Raw genomic sequence first — 21,879 nt, 5'->3', positions numbered from 1 at the left:
CTAGCACCTAGCAGCTGCCACCTAGCTCCTAGCTCCTAGAGCCTAGCACCTAGCACCTTAAAACTATTTCGTCTTTAACTTATTCAACTCATCATCTTGTTGTGCAACGAGTGCATTGAGTGTTTGGCTACCATCTCCGGCTTGGGTAGATAGCTCAGCTAGTTGCGATGCGGCATCTGAAATTAACGTCAGGTTGCGGTTTATCTCTTCTGTAACTGAGCTTTGCTCTTCTGCAGCCGTTGCAATATGGGTAATTTGCTGCGTGATTTCGTCCACTTTGACGACAACTTCGTGTAATGCATCAAATGCAACGGAAGTTTCATCTACCGCGGTTTGTGCACGCACAACTCCTTGTTCAATTACTTTAGAAGCGTTACCTACTTCTAGCTGTAAGCTGTCGATTAGGCCACTGATGTCATCGGTTGATGAACGTGTTTTTGAAGCAAGTGCCCTTACTTCATCAGCCACAACCGCAAAGCCACGGCCTTGTTCACCGGCCCTTGCCGCTTCAATTGCTGCATTCAGTGCAAGTAAGTTTGTTTGCTCTGCAATTGTTCTGATCACATCTAAAATTTGTGTAATGTCGTTACTGCGTGCCGCAACTTTTTCAACCGCTTGATTGGCCTCTTTGATTTCATCCGACATGGTTTTAACTTGGGTAACCGCAGACGACAAGCTCGATTCACTGCTCACAACAAGGCTGTTTATTTCATCAGCTTGTTGCGCTGATTGCTCTGAGGCTCTTGCTACTTCGAGTGCTGTTGCGCTCATTTCATTCATGGCGGTTACTACGCTCTCAATTTCTTGGAACTGCGCTTGAACGTTGTGCTTAGTATCAACAGCAACACTGGTCGCTAAGTGAGCCTGCTCTTTGGTTTGCGTTGATACATTTTTAAGCTCACCAATTAAATCACGTAATTTAGCAAGAAACGCATTAAAGCCAGTTGCCAATGCTATTAGCTCAGCGTGGGTATCAACATGCAAGGTTTGGGTTAAGTCACCTTCAGCGCTGGCAAGGTTATCAACACGCTGTTGAATTTGCTGTAATGGAGCCACAATGGTACGGATCACTAAGGTCATGATAACAAAGGCTGCACCAGCAATAATAATACCTGTAACCAAGATTAAGCCGCCTAGTGTATTGGCATTTTCACTCATGCTATTTGCCAGTGCATGCGGCCCTTCAAGGGCAAGCTCAGCGGGTACTTCAATCAATAAGTTCCACTGTGTTTTCGCAAGCTTAATGCTAATTGGATAGTTAACTAAATACTCATCACCGACTTTAAATACACCACTTTGTTTTTTCGCTTTAACGTAATTGTCTAAAGTGCTTTTTGCCACCGCCTCTTTTAAGGGTCTGCCTAGCTTATCTTTGTAATGGCTACTCCCAACCACTAAATCGAGTGAGCTTAATAAAGTGACGCGGGCTTTACCGTTATATAGCTCTTTTGAGAGCTTTTCAGTCATGCTTTGAAATACAGGCAATGTTAAATCAACCCCAGCAACACCAATAAATTCGTTATCACGAAGAATGGGCACAGTTAAAGAGGTCATCATTTCAGAGTAACCTGGGGTGATTTCGTATAGGTAGGGCTCCATAATGCAGGGTACTTTGGTGTCTTTTACACACAAGTACCACTCAGCTTCCCGCTGGCCAAATTCATTGAGCGTATCGACATATTTCTCAGCTACATCGTCAACCACTTGTTGTTCAATTGCGCCGTCTCGGTTGCGCGTAAAATAGATTTCGAGTGTGCCAACGCCTGCTACAGAATGATCATACCCGCTGATAAAATTAGCATCACGGCCATCAAACGCATTTGCTTCAAATTGCGAATAAATAGATGAAAGAATAGTATTTTTTTGTAACAGAGAGCGATTCAACTCAACCACAGCATCGCGAGTTAAGGTACCTGCCGCATCATGATCGCCTAAAATAGCGGCAAATGAATAAGGCACTCGGTACGCTTCATTAATAAATCCGGCAACCTGTTCACCATATGCGGCAGCATTTGAGGCGAGTTTGTCTTCAACTTCAGCAACAATCAGCTTTTCTGATTGCGCAGCTAACTGTTGGTTACTGTTTGACAGTTGCCACCATAAAACACTCGATAAAACAAACACAGTAATAAATATACTGCCTACCGTAAGCCATAATAACTTTTTCGCTAATGCTAACTGCCGCATCGACATTTCCTGTTTTTATTGTAGGTTTGCTAATAGTTTAGACCATTTGCATGACTTTACAGGGACAATTAGAAAAAAAGTATGGAGTTTTAGTGTGATTAGGCCGCTTTGTTAAGTTAGCGCAAATTTTGCTGCCATTCGGTGGGTGACACACCAAACCATAGCTTAAAGCGACGACTAAAAATCGACAGCTCCGCATACCCTAAACGCAGTGCTAAGTCGGTCATATTTATATGCTTTTTTTGTAATAGCCGCATTGCCTCTGACTTTCTTACTTCGTCCAACAATTGCCGATAACTGGTGTTATGCTCGGTTAATATACGTTGCAGCTTTTTGGGGTGGAGCCCTACACTTTTGGCGGTATTTTCTTTATTGCACTCACCGGTTGCTAGCAACATTTTCATCGCACTTTCTATTTGCAGCATTTCATCGGGGAGTTTGTTAAGACGTTGCAGCTCAAGTTGGTCGGCTATTAAGGTGTCTAAAATGGCATCATTGAGCTGAGGTTTATAGGATAAAAATGCGCTTGAAAAGTAAATCGCATCAACGTCACTTTTAAACTCAACCTCGCAATTTAGCACTTTATTAAATAAAGGCCGCTGGTTCACCGCGACAGATTGCCGTAAACACACTTTATCGGCGCGCCATTTCGGGCCAACTAATTCTTTTAATATTTTATTGACCAAACACACTGCCAACTGCGATTTTTGCTCAAACTCGTGTTTTTCGTCAGAGAGTCGGACAAAACGGACCTCACAACTCGTTTGCCCAAATAAGGCAAGGTTTAGCACAATGCCTTCGGCATGCAGGTATATGTATTTTTGAGCAACATTAAGGGCATCAAGAATCGTAGGTTGGCGAGACATGTAAGCACCAATCAAGCCCACAGTGCTCATACTTTGTGATGCGCCAAGCTTTAAGCCAAAACATGGCTCATCACACACTTGGGCAGCAAGTTCAAGTAATTCAAGGTAATGAGCGTAAACAACAAAACTGTCTGGGTCGCGTAGTTGTGCGGGTAAAATACCCGCTTTCTCCAACAAAGTAATAGGGTTTACACCATATTGTCTCACTAAATTCTCAAACCCAGCTAAACTAGAAGAGCGAATTAAACTTTCCACGCAGTGTGCCTTTTGTCCTAAAGAGTCATTTCAGTGTCCTAAAAAGTCAAACCAACTGCAAGTGATTTATTTATGCTAGAACAAACTCTGACAAATAGAACATACAGATGAACATTGCAGCAAAACCGATAAACATCGACAACATTTTAATGGCCGACTTATTCGCGCAGCGCAGCCACGCTAAAGCTGAGGGTAATGAAAACTACCAGCAAAGACGTGAACACTTACTTGCGTTAAAAGCTATGATCACTGAAAACCAAGCACGTATTATCGAGGCTATTAATCAAGACTATGGTAATCGCTCTCGCCATGAAACCTTACTTGCCGAAATCATTAATGCCTGTGCAGATATCAATAGCACTTTAAAGCACCTAAAAAAGTGGATGAAAGTGCAAAAGCGACATGTTGATCATCGTATGTATTTAGGGGCAAAAAACCGAGTTATTCCACAGCCGCTTGGTGTTGTAGGGTTAATTGTGCCGTGGAATTTCCCGATAAATTTAGCCTTTAGTCAATTAGCTGCTGCATTTGCAGCAGGTAACAAGGCGATGGTTAAAATGTCTGAAAACTCTCGGCATTTAAGTGCGCTTTTAGGGGAGCTTGTAGGCCACTATTTCAAACCCGAAAAGCTGCAATTTTACTGTGAGACTGGTGAAGTAGGTATCGCCTTTTCAAAGCTTCCCTTTGATCATTTAATGTTCACAGGCTCAGGTGAAACCGGTAAAAAAGTGATGGCTGCAGCAGCGCAAAACCTAACGCCTGTAACCCTTGAGTTAGGTGGTAAATCTCCTGCTGTGATTGCGACTGATTACCCGATGCAAAAAGCTGTAGAGCGCATCATGTATGTAAAACAAATGAACGCGGGGCAAATTTGTACCAATGTTGATTATGTATTTGTGCATCAGTCTCAACTTGCGCTATTTATCGATACAGCAACACGCTGGGCAAAAAAGCATGTACCAGATATTCATAGCCAAGACTACACAGCCATTATTGATGACCGCGCATTTAAACGCCTTACAACCTGTATTGAAGAAGCCAAGCAACTCGGCGCTGACGTTATTACGCTTAGCGACCAAGTGGCAGATGCCAATACGCGAAAGCTGCCTCTGACATTAATTTTAAACAGCAATGACAGTATGAGCATTGATACTCGCGAGACATTTGGACCTATTTTAATGGTAAAAACCTATCAAGACTCGCAGCAGGTCGTTGATTATATTGCAGGGCGAGATAGGCCTTTAGCTTTTTACCCTTTTAGCTACGACAGACAGCTTATTAACTTTTATATTGAGCAGGTGATGTCGGGTGGTGTAAGCGTTAACGATGCCCTTTTTCATGTCGGTCAGCACGACTTACCTTTTGGTGGCGTAGGTGCCAGTGGTATGGGGCATTACCATGGCTATGAAGGCTTTTTAACCTTTTCAAAATTACGTCCGGTGTTTTATCAAGCCAAGTTTTCGAGCGTGAAATTTTTAATGCCGCCTTACGGTAGATTTGCCGATAAGCTTTTAGCCTTTTTAAGTAAATTAAATTCATAATAATAAACACCAACAGGTGATAATAATGCAGCAACACACATTTGATTTTGACCAAATTATTATAGGCTCTGGATTTGGTGGCTCGGTTAGTGCGCTTCGCCTAAGCGAAAAAGGCAACCGGGTTTTAGTACTCGAAAAAGGCCTACGCCGCGACGATAAGGAGTTTCCAAAGACCAACCTAGATATCAAAAATTATATGTGGCAGCCAGAAATTGGCCTAAAAGGCTGCATACAATTTTCGTTTACCAGCAAAGTCACTGTGCTGCATGGCGTGGGTGTGGGTGGTGGCTCACAAATTTATGCCAATGTGCACCTTATTCCTGATGATGAAGTATTTCAATCTCCAGCGTGGACACGAATAAAATCAGACTGGAAAGAAAGTCTAAAGCCCTACTATGGCCTTGCACAGCGCATGTTAGGCAGTGCCAAAAATACTTATACCAATGTTGCCGATCACACACTAAAAGAGATTGCCGAGCAGATGGGTCAAGGTGACTCATTCAAAACCGTGAACACTGGGGTACTTTTTGCAAAACCCGGCGAAGCCTATAACAAAGAGCTACCCGACCCATACTTTAATGGCGATGGTCCAAGGCGAAATACCTGCCATTACTGTGGTAGCTGCATGATTGGTTGTCGCCATAATGCCAAAAACACCTTAATGAAAAACTATCTGTACTTTGCCGAGCGCAATGGCGTAGAGATAAGACCCAGCTCTGAAGTAATCAAAATCACCCCGCTCAATGCAGATGGCAGCGCCGGATACAAAATTAAGATTAAAGATACCAGTCATCGCAACAGCCATATTTATACGCTAACAACACGTGGCGTTGTGCTAAGCGCAGGGGTCATGGGCACCGTGCCTTTGCTTTTAAAAATGCGCGATAAAGACAAAACATTGCCCAATATTTCAGCTTGGCTAGGTCAGCAAATTCGCACTAATTCAGAAACCCTCACCACCGCGAACAACACCATTAAAAAAGTTGATGATGGTGTTGCGATCAGCTCATTTATTTCGGTCGACAAAGACACCAATATTGAAATTTGCCGGTTTAGGGAAGGCGCCGATGGCACATGGCTATATTTACCTTACGTTCCTATGGTGACTGGAAAAGGCCTCAAGCGTATTGCTAAGTTTTTAGTTAATACACTGCGCCATCCAATAAAAACAGCCAAAGTCTTGCGGCCAAAAGGTAAAGCCCGCAGCTCGATTCTATTTTTGGTGATGCAAAAATCAGAGGCGTTTATTCACCTTGAATGGCGACGTAAATGGTATCGATTATTTAAAAACGGCATTACTGCGGTGCAAAAAGACAATGACACGCCGCTTAGTGTTAGTTTTCCAAAAGCAGAAGAAGCAACCAAACTCTACGCCGAAAAACTCGGTGGCGTGCCGGGCTCAGCCTTATCTGAAGTGCTCTTTGGTGCCCCAATGACGGCGCATATAATGAGTGGAGTCGCCATGGGAACTGATGCCTCTAACGGCGTAGTTGATAGCTCTGGAGAAGTGTTCGGCTATCAAAACCTACGAGTTATTGACGGCTCAATCATACCGGGTAATTTAGGGGTAAACCCATCATTAACCATTACCGCATTGTCGGAATATGCAATGAGCCAAGTGCCGGTATTCGATGCAGCCCGAGCAAGCAAGATAAAGCCAATAGAATTTAGTGAACCACGCGAAGGCCTAGTATCAGCGCTTACTGGTTCAGGTGATTTAGCAAAATCGATTGCTGAAAAACAAAAAAGCCGTGCATAAAGCACGGCCTATTTTGATAAATAGCAATTAGATCACTGATAATTCTACAGCAATGTTACCACGCGTTGCGTTTGAGTATGGGCATACTTCGTGCGCTTTATTAACCAGTGCAAGAGCAGTGTCTTTATCAAGATCACCTACCGATACCGCAAGCTTAACAGCAATACCAAAACCACCTTCGATAGGACCAATTGATACTTCAGAGTTAATGTGAGTATCTGCAGGTAATTTAACTTTTGCTTGGCCAGCCACTAACTTTAATGCACCGATAAAACAAGCCGCGTAACCTGCTGCAAATAATTGCTCAGGGTTTGTACCTTGACCATCATCACCACCTAACCCTTTAGGAGTTGATAGTGCCACATCTAAACGACCATCATCTGATTTTGCTGTGCCTTCACGGCCACCTGTTGCTGTTGCTTTTGCTGTGTATGCGACGCTTTGTAGTTCTTTCATGATTACTCTCCTAATTGAGTGAAAATATACTTTGCATGCAAAATATATTAGATCAGCTTTTTCGGGATTGCAAATACTTTGCATGCAAATTAAAATACACGTATTGAATTTTGAGGATCGAGTATGAAATACCCACAGCTAAAATTAGATAACCAGCTATGCCATCGCTTATATATGGCATCGAATGGGATTGCCCGTGCGTATAGAGATTCTCTTAATCAATTAGATTTAACCTACCCGCAATACGTAGTGATGATGGCGCTGTGGGAAAGAGATCAGATCAGCATTGCTGAATTACTTGAAAAAACCGCCATTGATGGTGGTGCAATGACGCAAATTTTGAAAAAAATGAGCGATAAAGCATTGTTGTCGATCACCAAAGATAGCCAAGATAAACGCAAACGACTCGTGCAGCTCGAAGCCAAAGGCAAGGCGATGCAAGATCAAGCTGCCGATATACCGTCGCAAATTCGTTGTCGCTTCCCAAGCATTAACGAACAACAAGCACTGCAACTGATTGAGTTACTCGATTTAGTAAATAGTGACCTTAATTAACAAAAATTATTTGAAAGTGAATTTGGATAATACCAACTTGCTTAATAAAGTGGGCTTTTTGAGGCAAGAAAACCTCGTTGATAACAAGGCAAAAATTTCGTTATTTAGTTGTTCTAAATGAGAAATTTTTAACGCTGGTAGCGACAGGTTTGCTCCCTCAAAATGATTACGTATTATTGCGAGCTGGTATCTAAACCTCTTTTTAATATAATTCTATACGCTATAGTGTTCAAAACTCATCAATACGGACACCATCATGAAAGCATTTGGATACACTACAGCAACCCCAACGTTATCGGACTCATCATTACAAGCGATTGAATTACCTGATCCCGTTGCGACAGGTCACGACATTCTTGTCGCCGTAGAAGCAATTTCAGTAAACCCTGTTGATACTAAAATTCGCGCCAATGTGTCACCAGGCAATGGCTACAAAGTTATTGGCTGGGACGCCGTGGGAACCGTTAAAGCTGTTGGCGACAAAGTTTCGTTATTTAATGTCGGTGATCGTGTGTTTTATGCTGGCGACTTAACGCGCCAAGGCAGTAATGCTGAGCTGCAACTTGTTGATGAACGCATTGTCGGTCTTGCACCAACAAGCCTCAGTAATAGTGAAGCAGCCGCCCTGCCATTAACCAGTATTACGGCATGGGAGTTATTGTTTGACCGTTTACAAATTGAAAAATCTAAAAGCAATAAGCCAGCCTCTGTATTAGTGATAGGTGCCGCAGGTGGTGTAGGCTCAATTTTAGTGCAGCTTGCCAAACAGCTTACCAATTTAACAGTTGTTGGTACCGCCGCACGAGAAGAAAGCGCCAACTGGCTTAAAGACTTAGAAGTTGATCATGTGCTTGATCATAGCAAAAACCTTAACGAGCAACGTCTTGCGGCCGATCTGAATGAATTTGATTACGTAGTGAGCTTAACGCACACCGACCAACACCTTGATAGCATTATGGAAGTGATCAAGCCACAAGGTAAATTGGCACTGATCGACGACCCTGCAAGCTTTGATATTTTAAAGTTAAAGCGTAAAAGTATTTCGTTGCATTGGGAGTTTATGTATACCCGCTCAATGTTCCAAACCGATGATATGATTGCCCAGCATCAGCTTCTTTCTGAGCTCTCGACCTTAGTTGATAACGGCACAATCAAAACAACATTGGGTGAGCATTTAGGTAAAATAAACGTAGCAAACCTTATTAAAGCCCATGGGATTTTAGAATCTCATAAAGCTCGCGGAAAGCTTGTGTTGGAGGGGTTTGAGTAACGAAGGGAAAGTTGCGAGGGGAAAGTTAGCGAGAGTAAAGAAGCGAGATGCGAGATGCGAGATGCGAGATGCGAGAAGCGAGATACGAGAGTAAAGAAGCGAGGGGCGAGGGGCGAGCAAGTAGCAGCGATTTTACATCGCGTACTTCCTTGCTCAACAATAAAAACACGCATCATTAAAGTGCATTACTACGCTTGCCTTTCACTATTTTAGTGCCTGTTTTTGGGGACGCCCTTACCACTGAATATTAACCAATTGATTTTTAATGCATTTAATTTTAATAAAGGTTTGGCACAGATCTTCCAATAGTGAGTATGAACTGGCACTAACAAGGAGACTAACGTGACTAACTTCTTTCACACTCTTTATCTACTTTGGCGATTAGACATCAGCACATGGCATATGCATGAAGCAAACGATCCGCATAATGTGGCTGATTTGGAGCGTCGCTATGTTAAATAATGACCCCGCATTTATTGAAGCGCTTAAAAAAATTTCGGTTCATCAACTAACAATCACTGAAGCGTCTGAGCAGTACGACATTCCTAAGCGTGTGTTATACAAAGCCGCACGACAGCAACAAGTTAAACAGAACAAACAAAAAGCGTATTTAATTGCCACTCAGAAGCGCCTTCAACAAAGTCTACGTAATGTAGAAATGGAGTTAGCTAGCTTCAGCTAAATAACTTCTGTATGGTTAAAATACACGCACAATAATGATGGATTAAGTATGCACGCAGTAGAAGTAAACTTTGATGGCTTAGTGGGGCCTACTCACAATTACGCGGGATTATCGTATGGCAATGTCGCTTCACTAAGTCACGCCTCTTCGCATTCCAACCCTAAAGAGGCCGTGCTTCAAGGCCTTGAAAAAATGAAAGCAATGCACGAATTAGGGCTAGAACAAGGTATTTTTGCACCTCATGCTCGCCCCGACATTAATGTGCTAAAGCGTTTAGGCTTCTCAGGCAGTGATAGCCAAATTATTGAAAAAGCATTTAAAGCAGACCCTATTTTACTGCGAGCTTGTTATAGTGCATCGGCCATGTGGACAGCCAATGCTGGCACTATCTCGCCTTCAGTCGATACGCTTGATGGCAAAGTGCACTTTACAGCTGCTAACTTAAATAACAAATTTCACCGCTCGCTAGAGCCCGTTACAACTACGGCTTTATTAAAAGCCATGTTTAACGATGAGCGTTACTTTAGCCATCATACGCACTTACCTGATCAAGGTTTTTTTGGTGATGAAGGCGCCGCAAATCATAATCGATTATGCGACAGCCATGCAGATACAGGGCTTGAGATCTTTGTTTATGGTGCAAGTAGTTTTAATAGCGCCTTACCAAAACCCGTGAAATTTCCTGCAAGACAATCTCTTGAAGCTTCGCAAGCAATTGCTCGTTTACATCAGCTAAAGCCAGAAAATCAATTATTTATTCAGCAAAACCCTGATGTAATAGACCAAGGTGTCTTCCATAACGATGTAATCGCTGTAGCCAATGGCAATGTACTTTTATGCCACGAACAAGCGTTTTTACATCAAGCTGATACGCTAAAACAGATTAAACAAGCTTACTTAGGTAACAAGCCACTCCATATTATTGAAGTGCCAACCAACAAAGTGAGCATTACTGATGCTGTAGGCAGCTATTTATTTAATAGCCAATTAATTACCTTAAGTGATGACAGCATGATGCTGGTTGCACCTAAAGAGTGTCAGCGTAATCAAGCTGTTCACGATTACATTCAAGAAATGATTTTGGCTGATAACCCAGTTCAGCAAGTGCGCTTTTTTGACTTGCGCCAAAGCATGCAAAATGGCGGTGGCCCTGCTTGTTTACGCTTGCGTGTAGCGCTCAACACTGACGAACTCGCAGCGGTCAATCCGGGTGTACGATTCAGCGAAGAAAAATATAACCAATTAGTAAGTTGGGCGAATAAGCATTACCGTGACTCTTTAAGTAGTGACGACTTTGCCGATCCAATGCTTTTAACCGAAAGCTACCAGGCACTTGATGAGTTAACCAGCTTACTTAACTTAGGCTCTGTGTATCCATTTCAACAAGAATAAATAATGAAAATTAAAGCTGTACACTCTATTAAAGGGGTGTCTAAATCACTCAATAGTTTACTGATTGATAGCGTTGCCAGTGGCGCATCAATCGGCTTTATTGCCCCGCTATCATTACAGTCAGCACATGACTACTGGCAAGGAGTCGATGGGGATTTAGCAACGCCTTACCGTAGGCTTTATCTTGCCCTTGATGGTGATACGGTGATTGGCTCAGTGCAGCTTTCTTTGTGCGCTAAAGCCAATGGCACTCACCGCGGCGAGGTTGAAAAGCTCATGGTGCACAGCGAACATCAAGGTAAAGGAATAGCAAAACAATTGATGAATAGCCTAGAAACCGACGCCCGTATATTAGGGATTCAATTATTGGTACTTGATACCCGCCAAGGTGACACTGCTTCATATTTATATCGCAAACTCGATTATATTGAAGCTGGCACGATTCCTGGTTTTGCGAAAAGCTCATCCGGTGAATTTGACGCAACGGTGTATTTTTATAAGCAGGTCGCCTAGATCTGCTTTTTATAGCCAATTGATATAATCATAAAGTCGACTAATAAAAATCTATAAACGTACTAAACTAGTACTGCGGATTTTATTAGGAGCGATAAATGGCGCTATCAATACAGCAACGGGTACTCTTTCTAGCCCTACTTCCCCCCCTACTCATTGCAATTATGCTGACACTCTACAACTATGTGCAATCAAAACACAGTGGTGCACAAACCGTTGAAAGTTTTGCCACACAAATGGAAAACGACCGAAAAGCAGAAGTTAGTAACTATCAAAAAATTGCCATGAGTTCGATTGCTCATCTCATCGCACAAGATGATGGCTATAATACTGAACAGCTACAAAACCAAGCAAAAAGCATTTTGCGTAATTTACGTTTTGATGATGCTGGCGATACAGGCTATGTGTTTGTATATGATGTAAAAGGTGTCAACATTGCTCATGGCGTTAACGCCTCACTTGAGGGTAAAAACCTTTATGATTTTAAAGATCCTAATGGGGTTTATCTGATACGAGAGCTGATTGATGCTGCGAAGAAAGGCGGTGGCTATGTGCAGTATTCTTGGAAAAATACCAATGGCAGTGTAAACCCTAAACTCGGTTATGCCGCTTTGCTACCAAAATGGAACTGGGTGCTAGGAACCGGTTTTTGGATCAGTGGCCTTGAGCAACAAGTTGCAGTGACAGAGCAACGTGTTAATGAAGGTATCGATAATGCCTTTATAAACACCGTTATCGCTTCAATATTCGCAGTTGCAATTACCGCAGCGATTGCAGTGGTGGTATCGCGCAGTATTACTAGCCCTCTGCACACAACCGTACTAGCAATGAACGATATATCACAAGGTGATGGCGATTTAACCCAACGTTTAATGGTGAAACGAGACGATGAACTCGGCAAGCTTGGCAGTTCGTTTAACCGTTTTGCCGATGACGTTGGTAAGATGGTTATTGATATTCGCCAATCATCGCAATCGATGAATCAAGCGTCACACAAACTCAACGAGCTACTTGCCAATATGCACGCAGGTATTAATCGTCAACATGAAGAAAGTGAACAAGTTGCAACCGCAATAAACGAAATGTCGGCGGCGTCAATGGAAGTTGCCCGCAGTGCTCAAGAGGCCTCAACCGCTGCTGAACATGCCGATCATTTAGTAAAACAAGCTAACAACCAATTACTCATTGCCATGAAAGTGATTAATGGCCTTGCCAAACAAGTTGATGAAGGGGCTAATGCGGTCGATCAGCTTAATCAACAATCGAGTCAAATTGGTAGTGTGCTTGATGTGATCAGAAACATTGCCGAGCAAACAAATCTACTGGCACTGAACGCAGCTATTGAATCTGCCCGAGCTGGTGAAGCGGGTCGTGGCTTTGCGGTGGTGGCTGATGAAGTGCGAACTCTAGCAAAACGCACGCAAGATAGTACTCATGAAATAGAGGCAATGATTGAGCAAGTACAGCAAGGAACAACAACTGTAAATAGCATTATGCAGTCAATCAAATCTGGCAGTGCAACCAGTGTTAATGAGGCAGGCGAAGTCGAAAAAGCGCTTAATGAAGTACTGCTTTCGGTTAACACCATCACATCACAAAATGCACAAATTGCCACAGCCGCTGAAGAGCAAACGTCAGTGTCTGAAGCCATTAATCAAAACATGACGACCATTGTCGATATTGCTAACAAAACCGCTAATGATACCGATGTAGCCACATCGTACATGCATGAACTAACAGACACGGCAACGCAGTTAGAACATAATGTAAGCCGTTATAAAACCTAATAACTGATTGATGGTTAGGCAGGCATTGCAGCCTGCTTAACAAAAATCATTGGTCTTTTGTAAGTTCTTTAACCAATCGAACAAGTCATTATCGTAGCGCTTAAGACGCTGTTGTTGCTTATCGCTGAGACTGTAAAACGGTGCAATGCAGATATATTTTTCACCCATAATAAGTACTAACCGTAAACCAAAAAATGAGTAATGGTGAATAAACTGCACTTGTCTTGCATGCATATGGCGGCATTGCCCAAATATATTACGGTAATGCACACCATGACGACACACCGTCAAATTACGCTTTGAATTAAACACCAACAGAGCAATTAGTAAAGAAACAGTACACAGTAAAAAACTAAAAAGTAGATTACCTACCTCCGATTTACTACTCATAAAGCCAATCAATAAGAGCACATTAAGTGCACTTAATAACGCCCAGCTCATAAGCTCAAAGCGCTTTTCCAAGTCAATAACCTTCATTTTCGTTCCTAGGTTCTTATTTATTGCCATGGTGTCAGCAAAATGTGGAAGAAAAATGGATTTGCTTAAAAAGCACGCTAAATTTGCATTTATATTTTGTCGTGGCTTTCAGCTTGTTACATAAAAGGTACAAAGGTGTTAATCGAAACTTATCATTAGCAATTCAAGTTACATTAAGTTTTAGTTATTACACTATTAGTAAATTTTTAGAACACAAAGGGAAGAAATGATGAACTTTAAAACTACATTACTTAGCAGCGCCGTTTTATTTGCACTTGTTGGTTGTGGCTCAGATGACGACAAGAACGACTCGGTTGATCCTCAGCCACAAACTGCACAGTTCACATTAGGTGTGTCTGATGCACCAGTGACAGGTTTAAAAGCTGTTAATGTTGTGTTTGATTCAATCACATTGAAAACCCAAGGTGGTGAAGAGTTCACTTTTGAGACCCGTGAAGATGATGATGAAACCATGCCTGAAATGGTTAACCTATTAGACTACACAGGTGATGATGTGTTTTCTTTATTAGAAGATGAAGAAGTACCTGCTGGCGAATATCAATGGATCCGTGCAGATGTTATCAATGGTGACACAAACGATTTAACCATGACTTCGCATGTTGTTTACGAAGATGACAGCATTGCACCACTGGTTGTTAAACGTAAAGGCAACGATGGTATCGGTGAAATCCAACTTGATGGCTTTACCCTTAACCAAGCTGGTAACGACTTTGTTATCGAATTTGACCTTAAAAAGTCACTAGTTGATCCACAAAATAGTGATGAGATCTTCTTAAAACCACGCGGTGTTCGCTTAGAAAACCTTGCTGAATCTGAAGATATCGAAGGCACTGTAAGCGATGTACTTATCGCTAACTGTGAAACTGATAATATCAATATCGCACTAGAAGATGGCTCATTCGGTCATGCTGTTTACCTATACAGCAGCGATGTTGAAATGCCAATGGACAACTATGAAGTTAACGAAGACGAAACACCATTAGATGCACCTCTTGCAACGGCGGATGTTGTTTTCGATAGCGAAGATAACCAATACGAATTTGAACTTGCGTTCATTCAACCGGGTGACTACCAACTTGCTTATACCTGTGCAGCGCATATCGATGACGTTGAAACGCAAGACGAAGCATTTACGCTTTATCAAGTAAAACCAATTACAGTAACATCAGGTGAAGACTTAGACGTGTCTTTCACTGTTTCTGAATAATATTGGAATCAATACCCCCATTAAAAAGCCCGCACTGCGGGCTTTTTGTTGTTTAGAGTGTATCGTAACGAATAATTACTTCAGATATTTGATCCACCACTTTATCTGCACCGGTTTTAATGTCTTCCATGATCATGCTGACTTCTTCAACATTTTGCTGAGACTCACCAGACAGAGCTTCGATTTCTTCGATAAGAGCCGTCATTTTTGCTGCGATTTCTTGCGTCTTTCCAATCAGGCCTGATATTTCACTGGTCGACACAGAAGTACGTTGCGATAAATTTCTTACTTCATCGGCAACCACCGCAAAGCCACGACCATGCTCCCCGGCTCTGGCAGCTTCAATCGCTGCATTTAAGGCTAGTAAGTTTGTTTGCTCTGCGATGCTATTAATGGTGGTTACAATTTCACCTATTTGTGATGACTGCTGCGCTAACACATCCGACAGTTCACGAGTTTGATGAACCTGCTCGCTCACTTTTTTTGATGACGCAACACTACTTAAAATTCGCTGCTGACCATTCGTCACAACTTGCGAGGTTTCTTCAGACGTGTGGCCGGCATTTTCTGCTGCATGTTTAACTTCTTCGGTGCTGTTAACTCTGGCGGTGACATCAGATGCAAACTTAATGATCTGCGTCACTTTACCCTGTTTATTAAAAATAGGGTTGTAGGTTGCTTCTAAATAAAGTGGGCTGCCATCACGTTTTTTACGAGAAAATTGCCCAGAGAAAATGCGCCCGTTTGCAAGATCTTGCCAAAAGTTGGGGTTCTTTTGATAAAAGTCGTCATAACAAAACAGTTTGTGATGCTGACCTTGAATTTCAGCAAGACTGTAACCTACAACATTTAAGAAATTATCATTCGCAGAAATAATATGACCATCCGGCGTAAAGCGGATCATCGCAGTGCTTTTATTAACGGCATCATAGATTGCCGACATTTCATCAAGTTTCTCGACTTCTTTAGTAATTTCTGAAGCGAACTTAATTGCACAGCGCACCTTGCCATCATCACCGCGAACAGGAAAATAGGTTGCACGCAGCCAAATATCTTCGCCGGCACCATTTATGCGCGAGAAAACCCCTGACTTTGCTTGGCCTCTAGCAATATCTTGCCAAAACGTTTGATACTCTTTTGAGCTGCTATATTCAGGCGCACAAAACTTACTATGATGCTGACCAATAATATCGCCAGCTTGCACTTTCATTGTTTTACAAAACAAATCATTGGCTTCGAGAACAGTTCCATCTGGTGTAAATTCGATATAAGCAATATTTTCTCTGATCCCAGCTAAATATTGCTGACTTTTATCAACATCATGCTGCAAGGCATCAATGAGTTGATCTTTATTTTTACTAAACCACATTGAAACACCAGTTATTAGGGTAGTTAAATAAATATTAGCTCAGTAGCATAAGAAATAGAATTACAAAATGGTTCTTTTTTCTTAATGATTAACAGGTTAACTAACTGCCTGTTCTTACACTAAAGCGCTTTCTTCTTAAACATTGAGCAAATATATAATATTATAAGCCTTACCCAAACAGCCTAGGCTTTGTTATGACATCGCGTATTCTCAAATCGATTTTTTACTCATCTTTTCTATTAGGCTCTGCTGTATTTTTGCAAGGCTGCCAAGAACAACCTCAATCTGATCATATTGCCGTCACTGGCGGGCTTATCCAAGGGCAAAAAGAAGGGCGTTTTATTGCCTATAAAGGCATTCCGTATGCTGCAGCTCCGGTGGGAGAGTTACGCTGGCGAGCACCAGAGCCTGTTCCTAAGTGGCAAGATGTAAAAGTACTTAACGATTACGCGCCTGACTGTATGCAAAAGCCGTTTGCAGCCGACGCTGCACCGCTTACAACAACTCCTTCGGAAGATTGCCTTTATTTAAATGTATTTAAACCCACTAAACACAGCGATACCCCTTACCCTGTTGTGGTATGGATACACGGTGGTGGCTTTGTAAATGGTGGTGCATCACCCGCAGTTTATTCAGGTGAGAGCTTTGCTAAACAAGGGGTTATTTTTGTTAGCTTTAATTATCGCCTAGGCCGATTTGGCTTTTTTGCGCACCCTGCTCTCAGTCGTTTTGAGAACGATGCGCTTGGCAACTACGCTTTAATGGATCAAATTGCGGCCCTTGAATGGGTTAAACAAAATATTGCTCAATTTGGTGGTGATGCTGCAAAAGTCACACTCATGGGTGAATCTGCAGGAGGCGCATCGGTACATGCGATGATGCAAACACCTGCTGCCAATGGCTTATTCCAGCAAGCGATTATTATGTCAGCGGGCGGACGAGAGCTTTTTAAGCAGTTGCCTCTAACTAGTGATGATGACACCGTATTAAGTGCCGAAAAAATTGGCGAAAACTTTGCCAAACAACACACCATTTTAGGCAGTGATGAAAATGCCCTTGCTGCACTACGTGAGTTATCTGCTGAAGACGTGGTTGATGACCTAAATCTGAGCACATTAAACCGACAAAATGATGTTGAACCTACGTACGTTGGCGGGCCAATTATTGATGGCACCATCATCAATTCGGCGACAGAAGCGCGCTTGAGTAAAGGCACGTTTAGCCATGTTGCGACCATGGTCGGTACAACAGATATGGATTTAGGCTATGCTAATTTTGCTTCTAAAGAGGCGCTATTCGCAAGTTTTGCTCCGCACAGTACACAAGCAAAAATGACTTACGATGCAAGCGGCGAAACGCCATTGCCTTTACTCAATTACCAAGTTGGGCAAGATGCTTTGATGCAAGAGCCAGCAAGGTTCGTTGCAAAACGTGTGACAGATATGGGGAAAGATGCCTTTTTATATCGTTTTGGTTATGTGGCGCAAACTTTAGATAAACCCGGTGCAGAGCACGCCAGCGAAATTCCGTACTTTTTTAATACTGTGGCAGCGAAATATGGGCATGTAACCACTGAGCAAGATAAGCAAGCCGCTAAAATAATGCACCGTTATGTGACGAATTTTATTAAATTAGGCACACCAAATGGCCCGGGTTTACCGACTTGGCAAGCATATATAAATGATGAATCTTTTATACTGCAAATGAGTAAATCAGGGACTGCAGAGTTTTTACCGGATCCCTTACAAGCGCGGTTAAACATCACAGAAACAAAAGCTGAAAAGTAATCAAATAAGGCGCTTAATTAAAGCGCCTTATTTTTACCCTTGCTGCTGAACATACTCAAGCGCAGTCATCTTGTGGTATGTCACATTAGGATGAAATACATGAGTAGGATCCGGGTCAACCACCTCAATTGGCGTGCCTTGGCTACGTGCAATATCGAGTGCCATTTGCGTTATATTGACACTAAACGAGGTGCCGATAAAGACGATTTTATCGGCATCGAGCATACGCTGTTGCGCCTCTGAAATTCGATAAAGTTCAGTGTAGTATTCGTCAAATAACAGCACGTAAGGCTTAAACGATTCGTTAAGCTTGGGGCTTTCATTATCAATATTAAAAACCTCGAGCAGTGAGTTGTGGAGGTTGTCTTCGTTGACTTTGTCCCACGGCGCGTTAAAAGCCATCACATCGTCACCTTGATGGTGAAACAGTGTCATTTGATCTAAGCGACCATGAATAGCAATAAAATCGGTGTTACCTGCTTTACCATCAAGGCCATCGATATTTTGCGTAATGAGATTTTTATCACTCAACCAATGATGCACTTGATTGGGACCGTGATGGCGATAGGTTGCAAAACGATGATAATACCAAGCTAAAAATTCGCGGGGATTATTTTCGTACATAGCACGTGTTGCCATTTCCATCGGCGTATAATTTTTGCTGCCAATGGTCCAATAACCATCTTCGCCACGAAAGGTCGGTATACCGCTAGCGGCACTCACACCTGCCCCAGTAATATAGAGTGTATTCATAGAGATAACTTTACCTTGTAACCAAGTGCATCGGCTGTCACTTGTTGATTATTATCCATACCACCAAGACGATACAAACTTCCTTGGTGCTCTAATAAACCTCGATGATCCATGCTCGCGGTATCGGCTTTTGGCATTAAATGCCACGTGTTTTTATCAACATCAAAGCGCCAAACATGATCACTCGCTGGCGCTGGTTTACCATCGTACCCCATACCGTTGTAGTTATATGGGTTATCAGAGCCGCCCATCATATAAATGTCGCCATTAAAACTGGTTGCTGCCATACGGTAATGGGCAACACCTGTTGGGTGTGGCACGGTACGCCAATCTATCTTTAATGGGTTATTTGCATCAATCGTACCTTTTAAACACTGTGCAACCGCAGCGAAAGAACGACGTTTATCAGCATTCGCCTGTGTTTTAACGCCATCACACACCAATATAGTGTTCCCACTAATTGCCGCCGCTTGGCCAAACACCGGTTGACCTAAAAATGGCGAAGCCTGTTGCCAAGTATCTGTATGCGTATCATACACTTGTACAAGGTTTACATTCCCATCATTATGCCAACCACTGACTAAATAGATATAACGCTGCTGGTACGAAAGCGCCACACTGTCATCCACCGGCACTGGCATATTGGCAAGTTGCGTATATGAATTAGAGAGCACATCATAGCGATATACATCGGGTGTAGAGATTTCTTGATGATCGGCGCTAACGGTATACCCACCAAATACATAGGCATGCTTACCCACACCCACTGCGGTACTCGCCAAACGGCCAGTAAGGGGCAACGTACTTGGTACGGCTTTAGCTGCTTGCCACGCCTTATCGCCCACTTTAAGGACCCACACTTTATTGTGAACATCTGTATGTGCTTTGCCTGAGCTCAAGCCCATAAAACTTAAAAAGTAGGCTTGTTCATCAATAACAACTTTGGCAACAGCATTGTTCGCGACGGGTTCAGGTAAGGCAGGTATGGTTGCAAGTGCAATAGAAAATAACAGGCTCATAAATTAAATAGGTAACTTAACACATAGTTTAAGAATACCATTTTATGAGCCTGAAGAAAGGCTCGCTATTAGTAAGCAATACTAATACGTTGATTTAAATGAGCTGCCGATTGTGCTTCATCAAGCATCGCTTTAGCATAATCAGTGACTGATATTTTGCTTTCGCCTTTTGCATCAGTAAAGAAGCTGTCGCCACCAACACGGTACGGGCCTTCTGACTCACCAGGGTAAATGACCGCAGCTGGTGATACAAAAGTCCAAGCTGTATCTACTTTTGAGGCTCTAAACACATCAAGTGCCTCACCTTGAGCTATGGCTTCTGCTTTGTATTCAGTAGGAAAATCTGGGCTTGATACCAGTGTTACACCGGGTGCGACTTCTAAGCTACCTGCACCGCCCACCCATAAAATACGTGTGTTAGTACCTGCAAGTGCGTTTAGTAATTGTTTTGCTGTATTTGCCACAATTTCATGGTTACCTAAAGCACGACCACCAATTGCAGCAATAACAACATCACTACCTGCAGCTGCAGTTGCGATATCGTCTTTAGTTAAATCAAATTCAGTCACAGTAACGTTATCTTGGGTTACTTTACTTGCGTCTCTAACTAATGCATTTACTTGATGACCACGTGCGATTGCTTCTGAAGTAATGTGGCTGCCAATCCAACCTGTTGCGCCAATAACTGCTAATTTCATGAGGAATTCTCCGTTGTTTGTTTCAATGATTGCAGTTTACTTGTTCACTAATTACTGATAAATACACTATATAGATACACATTGTTTCACTTGAAGATACCAATGGATAAACTCAATTCAATTACTAGCTTTGTCGAGGTTGCCCGTACCGGCAGCTTTACTCAGGCTGCAGAGCATTTAGGTTTAAGCCGATTACAAGTTTCTAGACATATTCAAGATATAGAAAAGTGGCTAAATTTAAGGTTGTTTCATCGCACAACACGCAAAGTAAGTTTGACCCTTCAAGGCGAAGAAGCCCTTAGCTATTGCCAGCAAATATTAAATCAAGTGTCTGATTTACAAAGCAGAGCACACAGCCATAACAATGAATTGGTAGGTACCATTCGAGTTGCCTCTCCGATTGGGCTTGGCCAACATAAACTGTTTGATGCCATTGAAGTATTCACCAAGCGCCATCCTCAGACGCGCTTTGAACTGTTACTTTCAGATAGTTTATCGCAGCTGGTTGATGACCGCGTTGATATCGCTTTGCGTTTCATCCACCAGCCCGATGAAGGTCTTATTGCCCGTAAGCTAATGTATATCGCAACCGCAGTATGTGCTTCTAACGATTATTTAGCTGCGAACCCACCGATTAATGAGCCGAGTGACTTAACCGCACATAATTGCCTTGTTCATAACAAACACACTATTTGGCAATTTCAACACGACGACAACACACAAAAAGTGACAGTAAAGGGCAACATTGTTGCCAACGATATGGGGGTGCTTTTAAAAGCAGCAAAACAAGGAATCGGGGTGGCTCACCTACCATGCGATCTCGCCAATGACTATTTGGCATCAGGTGAGCTTGTTAAAGTACTGCCAGAGCATACAACTATGGGCTCTCATTTATGGGCAGTGTATTTATCACGTAACTTCCAACAAAATGTGGTCAGAGCGTTCATCGACTTTTTAGCAGAGCACTGGCAACACGATATTTTATAATCTAAACCTGCTGCAAATACGTATAAGCTACAAAAAGGAGCCGTAATGCAGCACTTAGATCATGAAATATCACGCATCATAGAGATGGCGTGGGAAGACAGAACCCCGTTTGAAGCAATAAACCAACAGTTTGGTTTAAATGAAAAAAGCGTTATCGCGCTAATGCGTGAGCAATTAACAAGCTCGAGTTTTAAACTTTGGCGAAAACGCGCAGCGGGTAGGCAAACCAAACACTTAAAAATACGCCATCCAGATATATCCCGTGGTTACTGTAAAACCCAATATAAACATAGATAAA

General features: G+C 42.4%; 20 protein-coding genes. 12 read left to right on the top strand and 8 right to left on the bottom strand.

The window, feature by feature from the left end; all coding sequences use genetic code 11:
• Positions 1-63: 63 nt before the first annotated feature.
• Together AN394_RS11735 and AN394_RS11730 are read right to left on the bottom strand one after the other, a co-directional pair.
• Complete coding sequence (locus AN394_RS11735; RefSeq protein ID WP_054562548.1) at positions 64-2,187, bottom strand: methyl-accepting chemotaxis protein; 2,124 nt, start codon at positions 2,185-2,187, stop codon at positions 64-66.
• Between the two features lie 116 nt (positions 2,188-2,303).
• Positions 2,304-3,308, bottom strand: a complete 1,005-nt coding sequence (locus AN394_RS11730) for an AraC family transcriptional regulator (protein WP_054562549.1) — start codon at positions 3,306-3,308, stop codon at positions 2,304-2,306.
• A gap of 107 nt (positions 3,309-3,415) precedes the next feature.
• On the opposite strand from AN394_RS11730, the gene AN394_RS11725 reads away from it, so the two are divergent.
• Positions 3,416-4,849 carry a coniferyl aldehyde dehydrogenase gene (locus AN394_RS11725; protein ID WP_055021597.1) on the top strand — a complete coding sequence of 478 codons (1,434 nt, stop codon included), beginning with the start codon at positions 3,416-3,418 and terminating at the stop codon, positions 4,847-4,849.
• A gap of 25 nt (positions 4,850-4,874) precedes the next feature.
• The gene (locus AN394_RS11720; RefSeq protein ID WP_055021596.1) at positions 4,875-6,608 is read left to right on the top strand and encodes a GMC family oxidoreductase; all 1,734 of its coding nucleotides are present in this window, start codon (positions 4,875-4,877) and stop codon (positions 6,606-6,608) included.
• A gap of 27 nt (positions 6,609-6,635) precedes the next feature.
• On the opposite strand, the gene AN394_RS11715 is transcribed toward AN394_RS11720, so the two are convergent.
• Positions 6,636-7,064: an organic hydroperoxide resistance protein gene (locus AN394_RS11715; protein WP_054562552.1), complete on the bottom strand. Its 429-nt coding sequence runs from the start codon at positions 7,062-7,064 to the stop codon at positions 6,636-6,638.
• 123 nt (positions 7,065-7,187) lie between these two features.
• On the opposite strand from AN394_RS11715, the gene AN394_RS11710 reads away from it, so the two are divergent.
• The 6 genes from AN394_RS11710 to AN394_RS11685 all read left to right on the top strand — a co-directional run bounded on the left by AN394_RS11710 (position 7,188) and on the right by AN394_RS11685 (position 13,263).
• A complete protein-coding gene (locus tag AN394_RS11710; RefSeq protein ID WP_054562553.1) occupies positions 7,188-7,619 on the top strand; it encodes a MarR family winged helix-turn-helix transcriptional regulator in 432 nt (143 codons plus the stop codon).
• Between the two features lie 256 nt (positions 7,620-7,875).
• A complete protein-coding gene (locus AN394_RS11705) occupies positions 7,876-8,889 on the top strand; it encodes a zinc-binding alcohol dehydrogenase family protein (RefSeq protein ID WP_054562554.1) in 1,014 nt (337 codons plus the stop codon).
• 451 nt (positions 8,890-9,340) lie between these two features.
• Positions 9,341-9,571, top strand: a complete 231-nt coding sequence (locus tag AN394_RS11700) for a helix-turn-helix domain-containing protein (protein WP_054562555.1) — start codon at positions 9,341-9,343, stop codon at positions 9,569-9,571.
• A 48-nt stretch (positions 9,572-9,619) separates the two neighbouring features.
• Complete coding sequence (astB, locus tag AN394_RS11695) at positions 9,620-10,963, top strand: N-succinylarginine dihydrolase (RefSeq protein ID WP_054562556.1); 1,344 nt, start codon at positions 9,620-9,622, stop codon at positions 10,961-10,963.
• Between the two features lie 3 nt (positions 10,964-10,966).
• Positions 10,967-11,476: a GNAT family N-acetyltransferase gene (locus AN394_RS11690; RefSeq protein WP_054562557.1), complete on the top strand. Its 510-nt coding sequence runs from the start codon at positions 10,967-10,969 to the stop codon at positions 11,474-11,476.
• A 98-nt stretch (positions 11,477-11,574) separates the two neighbouring features.
• Positions 11,575-13,263: a methyl-accepting chemotaxis protein gene (locus AN394_RS11685; protein WP_055021595.1), complete on the top strand. Its 1,689-nt coding sequence runs from the start codon at positions 11,575-11,577 to the stop codon at positions 13,261-13,263.
• Positions 13,264-13,299: 36 nt separating this feature from the next.
• Here the strand turns inward: AN394_RS11685 and AN394_RS11680 are convergent, their stop codons facing one another.
• A complete protein-coding gene (locus AN394_RS11680) occupies positions 13,300-13,740 on the bottom strand; it encodes a hypothetical protein (protein ID WP_055021594.1) in 441 nt (146 codons plus the stop codon).
• A gap of 229 nt (positions 13,741-13,969) precedes the next feature.
• Between AN394_RS11680 and AN394_RS11670 the strand changes: the two genes are divergently transcribed.
• Complete coding sequence (locus AN394_RS11670) at positions 13,970-14,968, top strand: DUF4382 domain-containing protein (RefSeq protein ID WP_055021592.1); 999 nt, start codon at positions 13,970-13,972, stop codon at positions 14,966-14,968.
• Positions 14,969-15,020: 52 nt separating this feature from the next.
• Here AN394_RS11670 and AN394_RS22490 read toward each other — a convergent pair whose 3' ends face one another.
• Positions 15,021-16,337, bottom strand: a complete 1,317-nt coding sequence (locus tag AN394_RS22490; protein ID WP_055021591.1) for a PAS domain-containing methyl-accepting chemotaxis protein — start codon at positions 16,335-16,337, stop codon at positions 15,021-15,023.
• 194 nt (positions 16,338-16,531) lie between these two features.
• Between AN394_RS22490 and AN394_RS11660 the strand changes: the two genes are divergently transcribed.
• The gene (locus AN394_RS11660) at positions 16,532-18,124 is read left to right on the top strand and encodes a carboxylesterase/lipase family protein (protein WP_055021590.1); all 1,593 of its coding nucleotides are present in this window, start codon (positions 16,532-16,534) and stop codon (positions 18,122-18,124) included.
• 33 nt (positions 18,125-18,157) lie between these two features.
• On the opposite strand, the gene AN394_RS11655 is transcribed toward AN394_RS11660, so the two are convergent.
• From AN394_RS11655 to AN394_RS11645, 3 genes are all read right to left on the bottom strand, one after another.
• The gene (locus tag AN394_RS11655; RefSeq protein ID WP_054562563.1) at positions 18,158-18,877 is read right to left on the bottom strand and encodes a Sir2 family NAD-dependent protein deacetylase; all 720 of its coding nucleotides are present in this window, start codon (positions 18,875-18,877) and stop codon (positions 18,158-18,160) included.
• Positions 18,874-19,896 carry a kelch repeat-containing protein gene (locus AN394_RS11650; protein WP_055021589.1) on the bottom strand — a complete coding sequence of 341 codons (1,023 nt, stop codon included), beginning with the start codon at positions 19,894-19,896 and terminating at the stop codon, positions 18,874-18,876. The genes AN394_RS11655 and AN394_RS11650 overlap by 4 nt, the downstream gene beginning before the upstream one ends.
• A 68-nt stretch (positions 19,897-19,964) precedes the next feature.
• Complete coding sequence (locus tag AN394_RS11645; protein ID WP_054562565.1) at positions 19,965-20,594, bottom strand: NAD(P)-dependent oxidoreductase; 630 nt, start codon at positions 20,592-20,594, stop codon at positions 19,965-19,967.
• Between the two features lie 102 nt (positions 20,595-20,696).
• On the opposite strand from AN394_RS11645, the gene AN394_RS11640 reads away from it, so the two are divergent.
• Positions 20,697-21,581: a LysR family transcriptional regulator gene (locus tag AN394_RS11640; protein ID WP_055021588.1), complete on the top strand. Its 885-nt coding sequence runs from the start codon at positions 20,697-20,699 to the stop codon at positions 21,579-21,581.
• Positions 21,582-21,626: 45 nt separating this feature from the next.
• Positions 21,627-21,878, top strand: a complete 252-nt coding sequence (locus tag AN394_RS21910; RefSeq protein ID WP_054562567.1) for a TIGR03643 family protein — start codon at positions 21,627-21,629, stop codon at positions 21,876-21,878.
• Position 21,879 lies beyond the last annotated feature (1 nt).

Origin of the sequence: Pseudoalteromonas sp. P1-26 (assembly GCF_001401795.1) — a bacterium.
Classification (GTDB): domain Bacteria; phylum Pseudomonadota; class Gammaproteobacteria; order Enterobacterales; family Alteromonadaceae; genus Pseudoalteromonas.
The sequence above is the reverse complement of the archived record's forward strand: the minus strand, read 5'-3'. Positions and strand labels throughout refer to the sequence as shown.

Excerpts from the sequence above, each read along its gene's own strand:
- AN394_RS11640 (WP_055021588.1), top strand. The coding sequence starts at position 20,697 with ATGGATAAACTCAATTCAATTACTAGCTTTGTCGAGGTTGCCCGTACC.
- AN394_RS11660 (WP_055021590.1), top strand. The coding sequence starts at position 16,532 with ATGACATCGCGTATTCTCAAATCGATTTTTTACTCATCTTTTCTATTA.
- AN394_RS11710 (WP_054562553.1), top strand. The coding sequence starts at position 7,188 with ATGAAATACCCACAGCTAAAATTAGATAACCAGCTATGCCATCGCTTA.
- AN394_RS11690 (WP_054562557.1), top strand. The coding sequence starts at position 10,967 with ATGAAAATTAAAGCTGTACACTCTATTAAAGGGGTGTCTAAATCACTC.
- AN394_RS11700 (WP_054562555.1), top strand. The coding sequence starts at position 9,341 with ATGTTAAATAATGACCCCGCATTTATTGAAGCGCTTAAAAAAATTTCG.
- AN394_RS11715 (WP_054562552.1), bottom strand. The coding sequence starts at position 7,064 with ATGAAAGAACTACAAAGCGTCGCATACACAGCAAAAGCAACAGCAACA.
- AN394_RS21910 (WP_054562567.1), top strand. The coding sequence starts at position 21,627 with ATGCAGCACTTAGATCATGAAATATCACGCATCATAGAGATGGCGTGG.
- astB (WP_054562556.1), top strand. The coding sequence starts at position 9,620 with ATGCACGCAGTAGAAGTAAACTTTGATGGCTTAGTGGGGCCTACTCAC.
- AN394_RS11725 (WP_055021597.1), top strand. The coding sequence starts at position 3,416 with ATGAACATTGCAGCAAAACCGATAAACATCGACAACATTTTAATGGCC.
- AN394_RS11650 (WP_055021589.1), bottom strand. The coding sequence starts at position 19,896 with ATGAGCCTGTTATTTTCTATTGCACTTGCAACCATACCTGCCTTACCT.
- AN394_RS11720 (WP_055021596.1), top strand. The coding sequence starts at position 4,875 with ATGCAGCAACACACATTTGATTTTGACCAAATTATTATAGGCTCTGGA.
- AN394_RS22490 (WP_055021591.1), bottom strand. The coding sequence starts at position 16,337 with ATGTGGTTTAGTAAAAATAAAGATCAACTCATTGATGCCTTGCAGCAT.
- AN394_RS11735 (WP_054562548.1), bottom strand. The coding sequence starts at position 2,187 with ATGCGGCAGTTAGCATTAGCGAAAAAGTTATTATGGCTTACGGTAGGC.
- AN394_RS11685 (WP_055021595.1), top strand. The coding sequence starts at position 11,575 with ATGGCGCTATCAATACAGCAACGGGTACTCTTTCTAGCCCTACTTCCC.
- AN394_RS11655 (WP_054562563.1), bottom strand. The coding sequence starts at position 18,877 with ATGAATACACTCTATATTACTGGGGCAGGTGTGAGTGCCGCTAGCGGT.
- AN394_RS11680 (WP_055021594.1), bottom strand. The coding sequence starts at position 13,740 with ATGAAGGTTATTGACTTGGAAAAGCGCTTTGAGCTTATGAGCTGGGCG.
- AN394_RS11670 (WP_055021592.1), top strand. The coding sequence starts at position 13,970 with ATGAACTTTAAAACTACATTACTTAGCAGCGCCGTTTTATTTGCACTT.
- AN394_RS11645 (WP_054562565.1), bottom strand. The coding sequence starts at position 20,594 with ATGAAATTAGCAGTTATTGGCGCAACAGGTTGGATTGGCAGCCACATT.
- AN394_RS11705 (WP_054562554.1), top strand. The coding sequence starts at position 7,876 with ATGAAAGCATTTGGATACACTACAGCAACCCCAACGTTATCGGACTCA.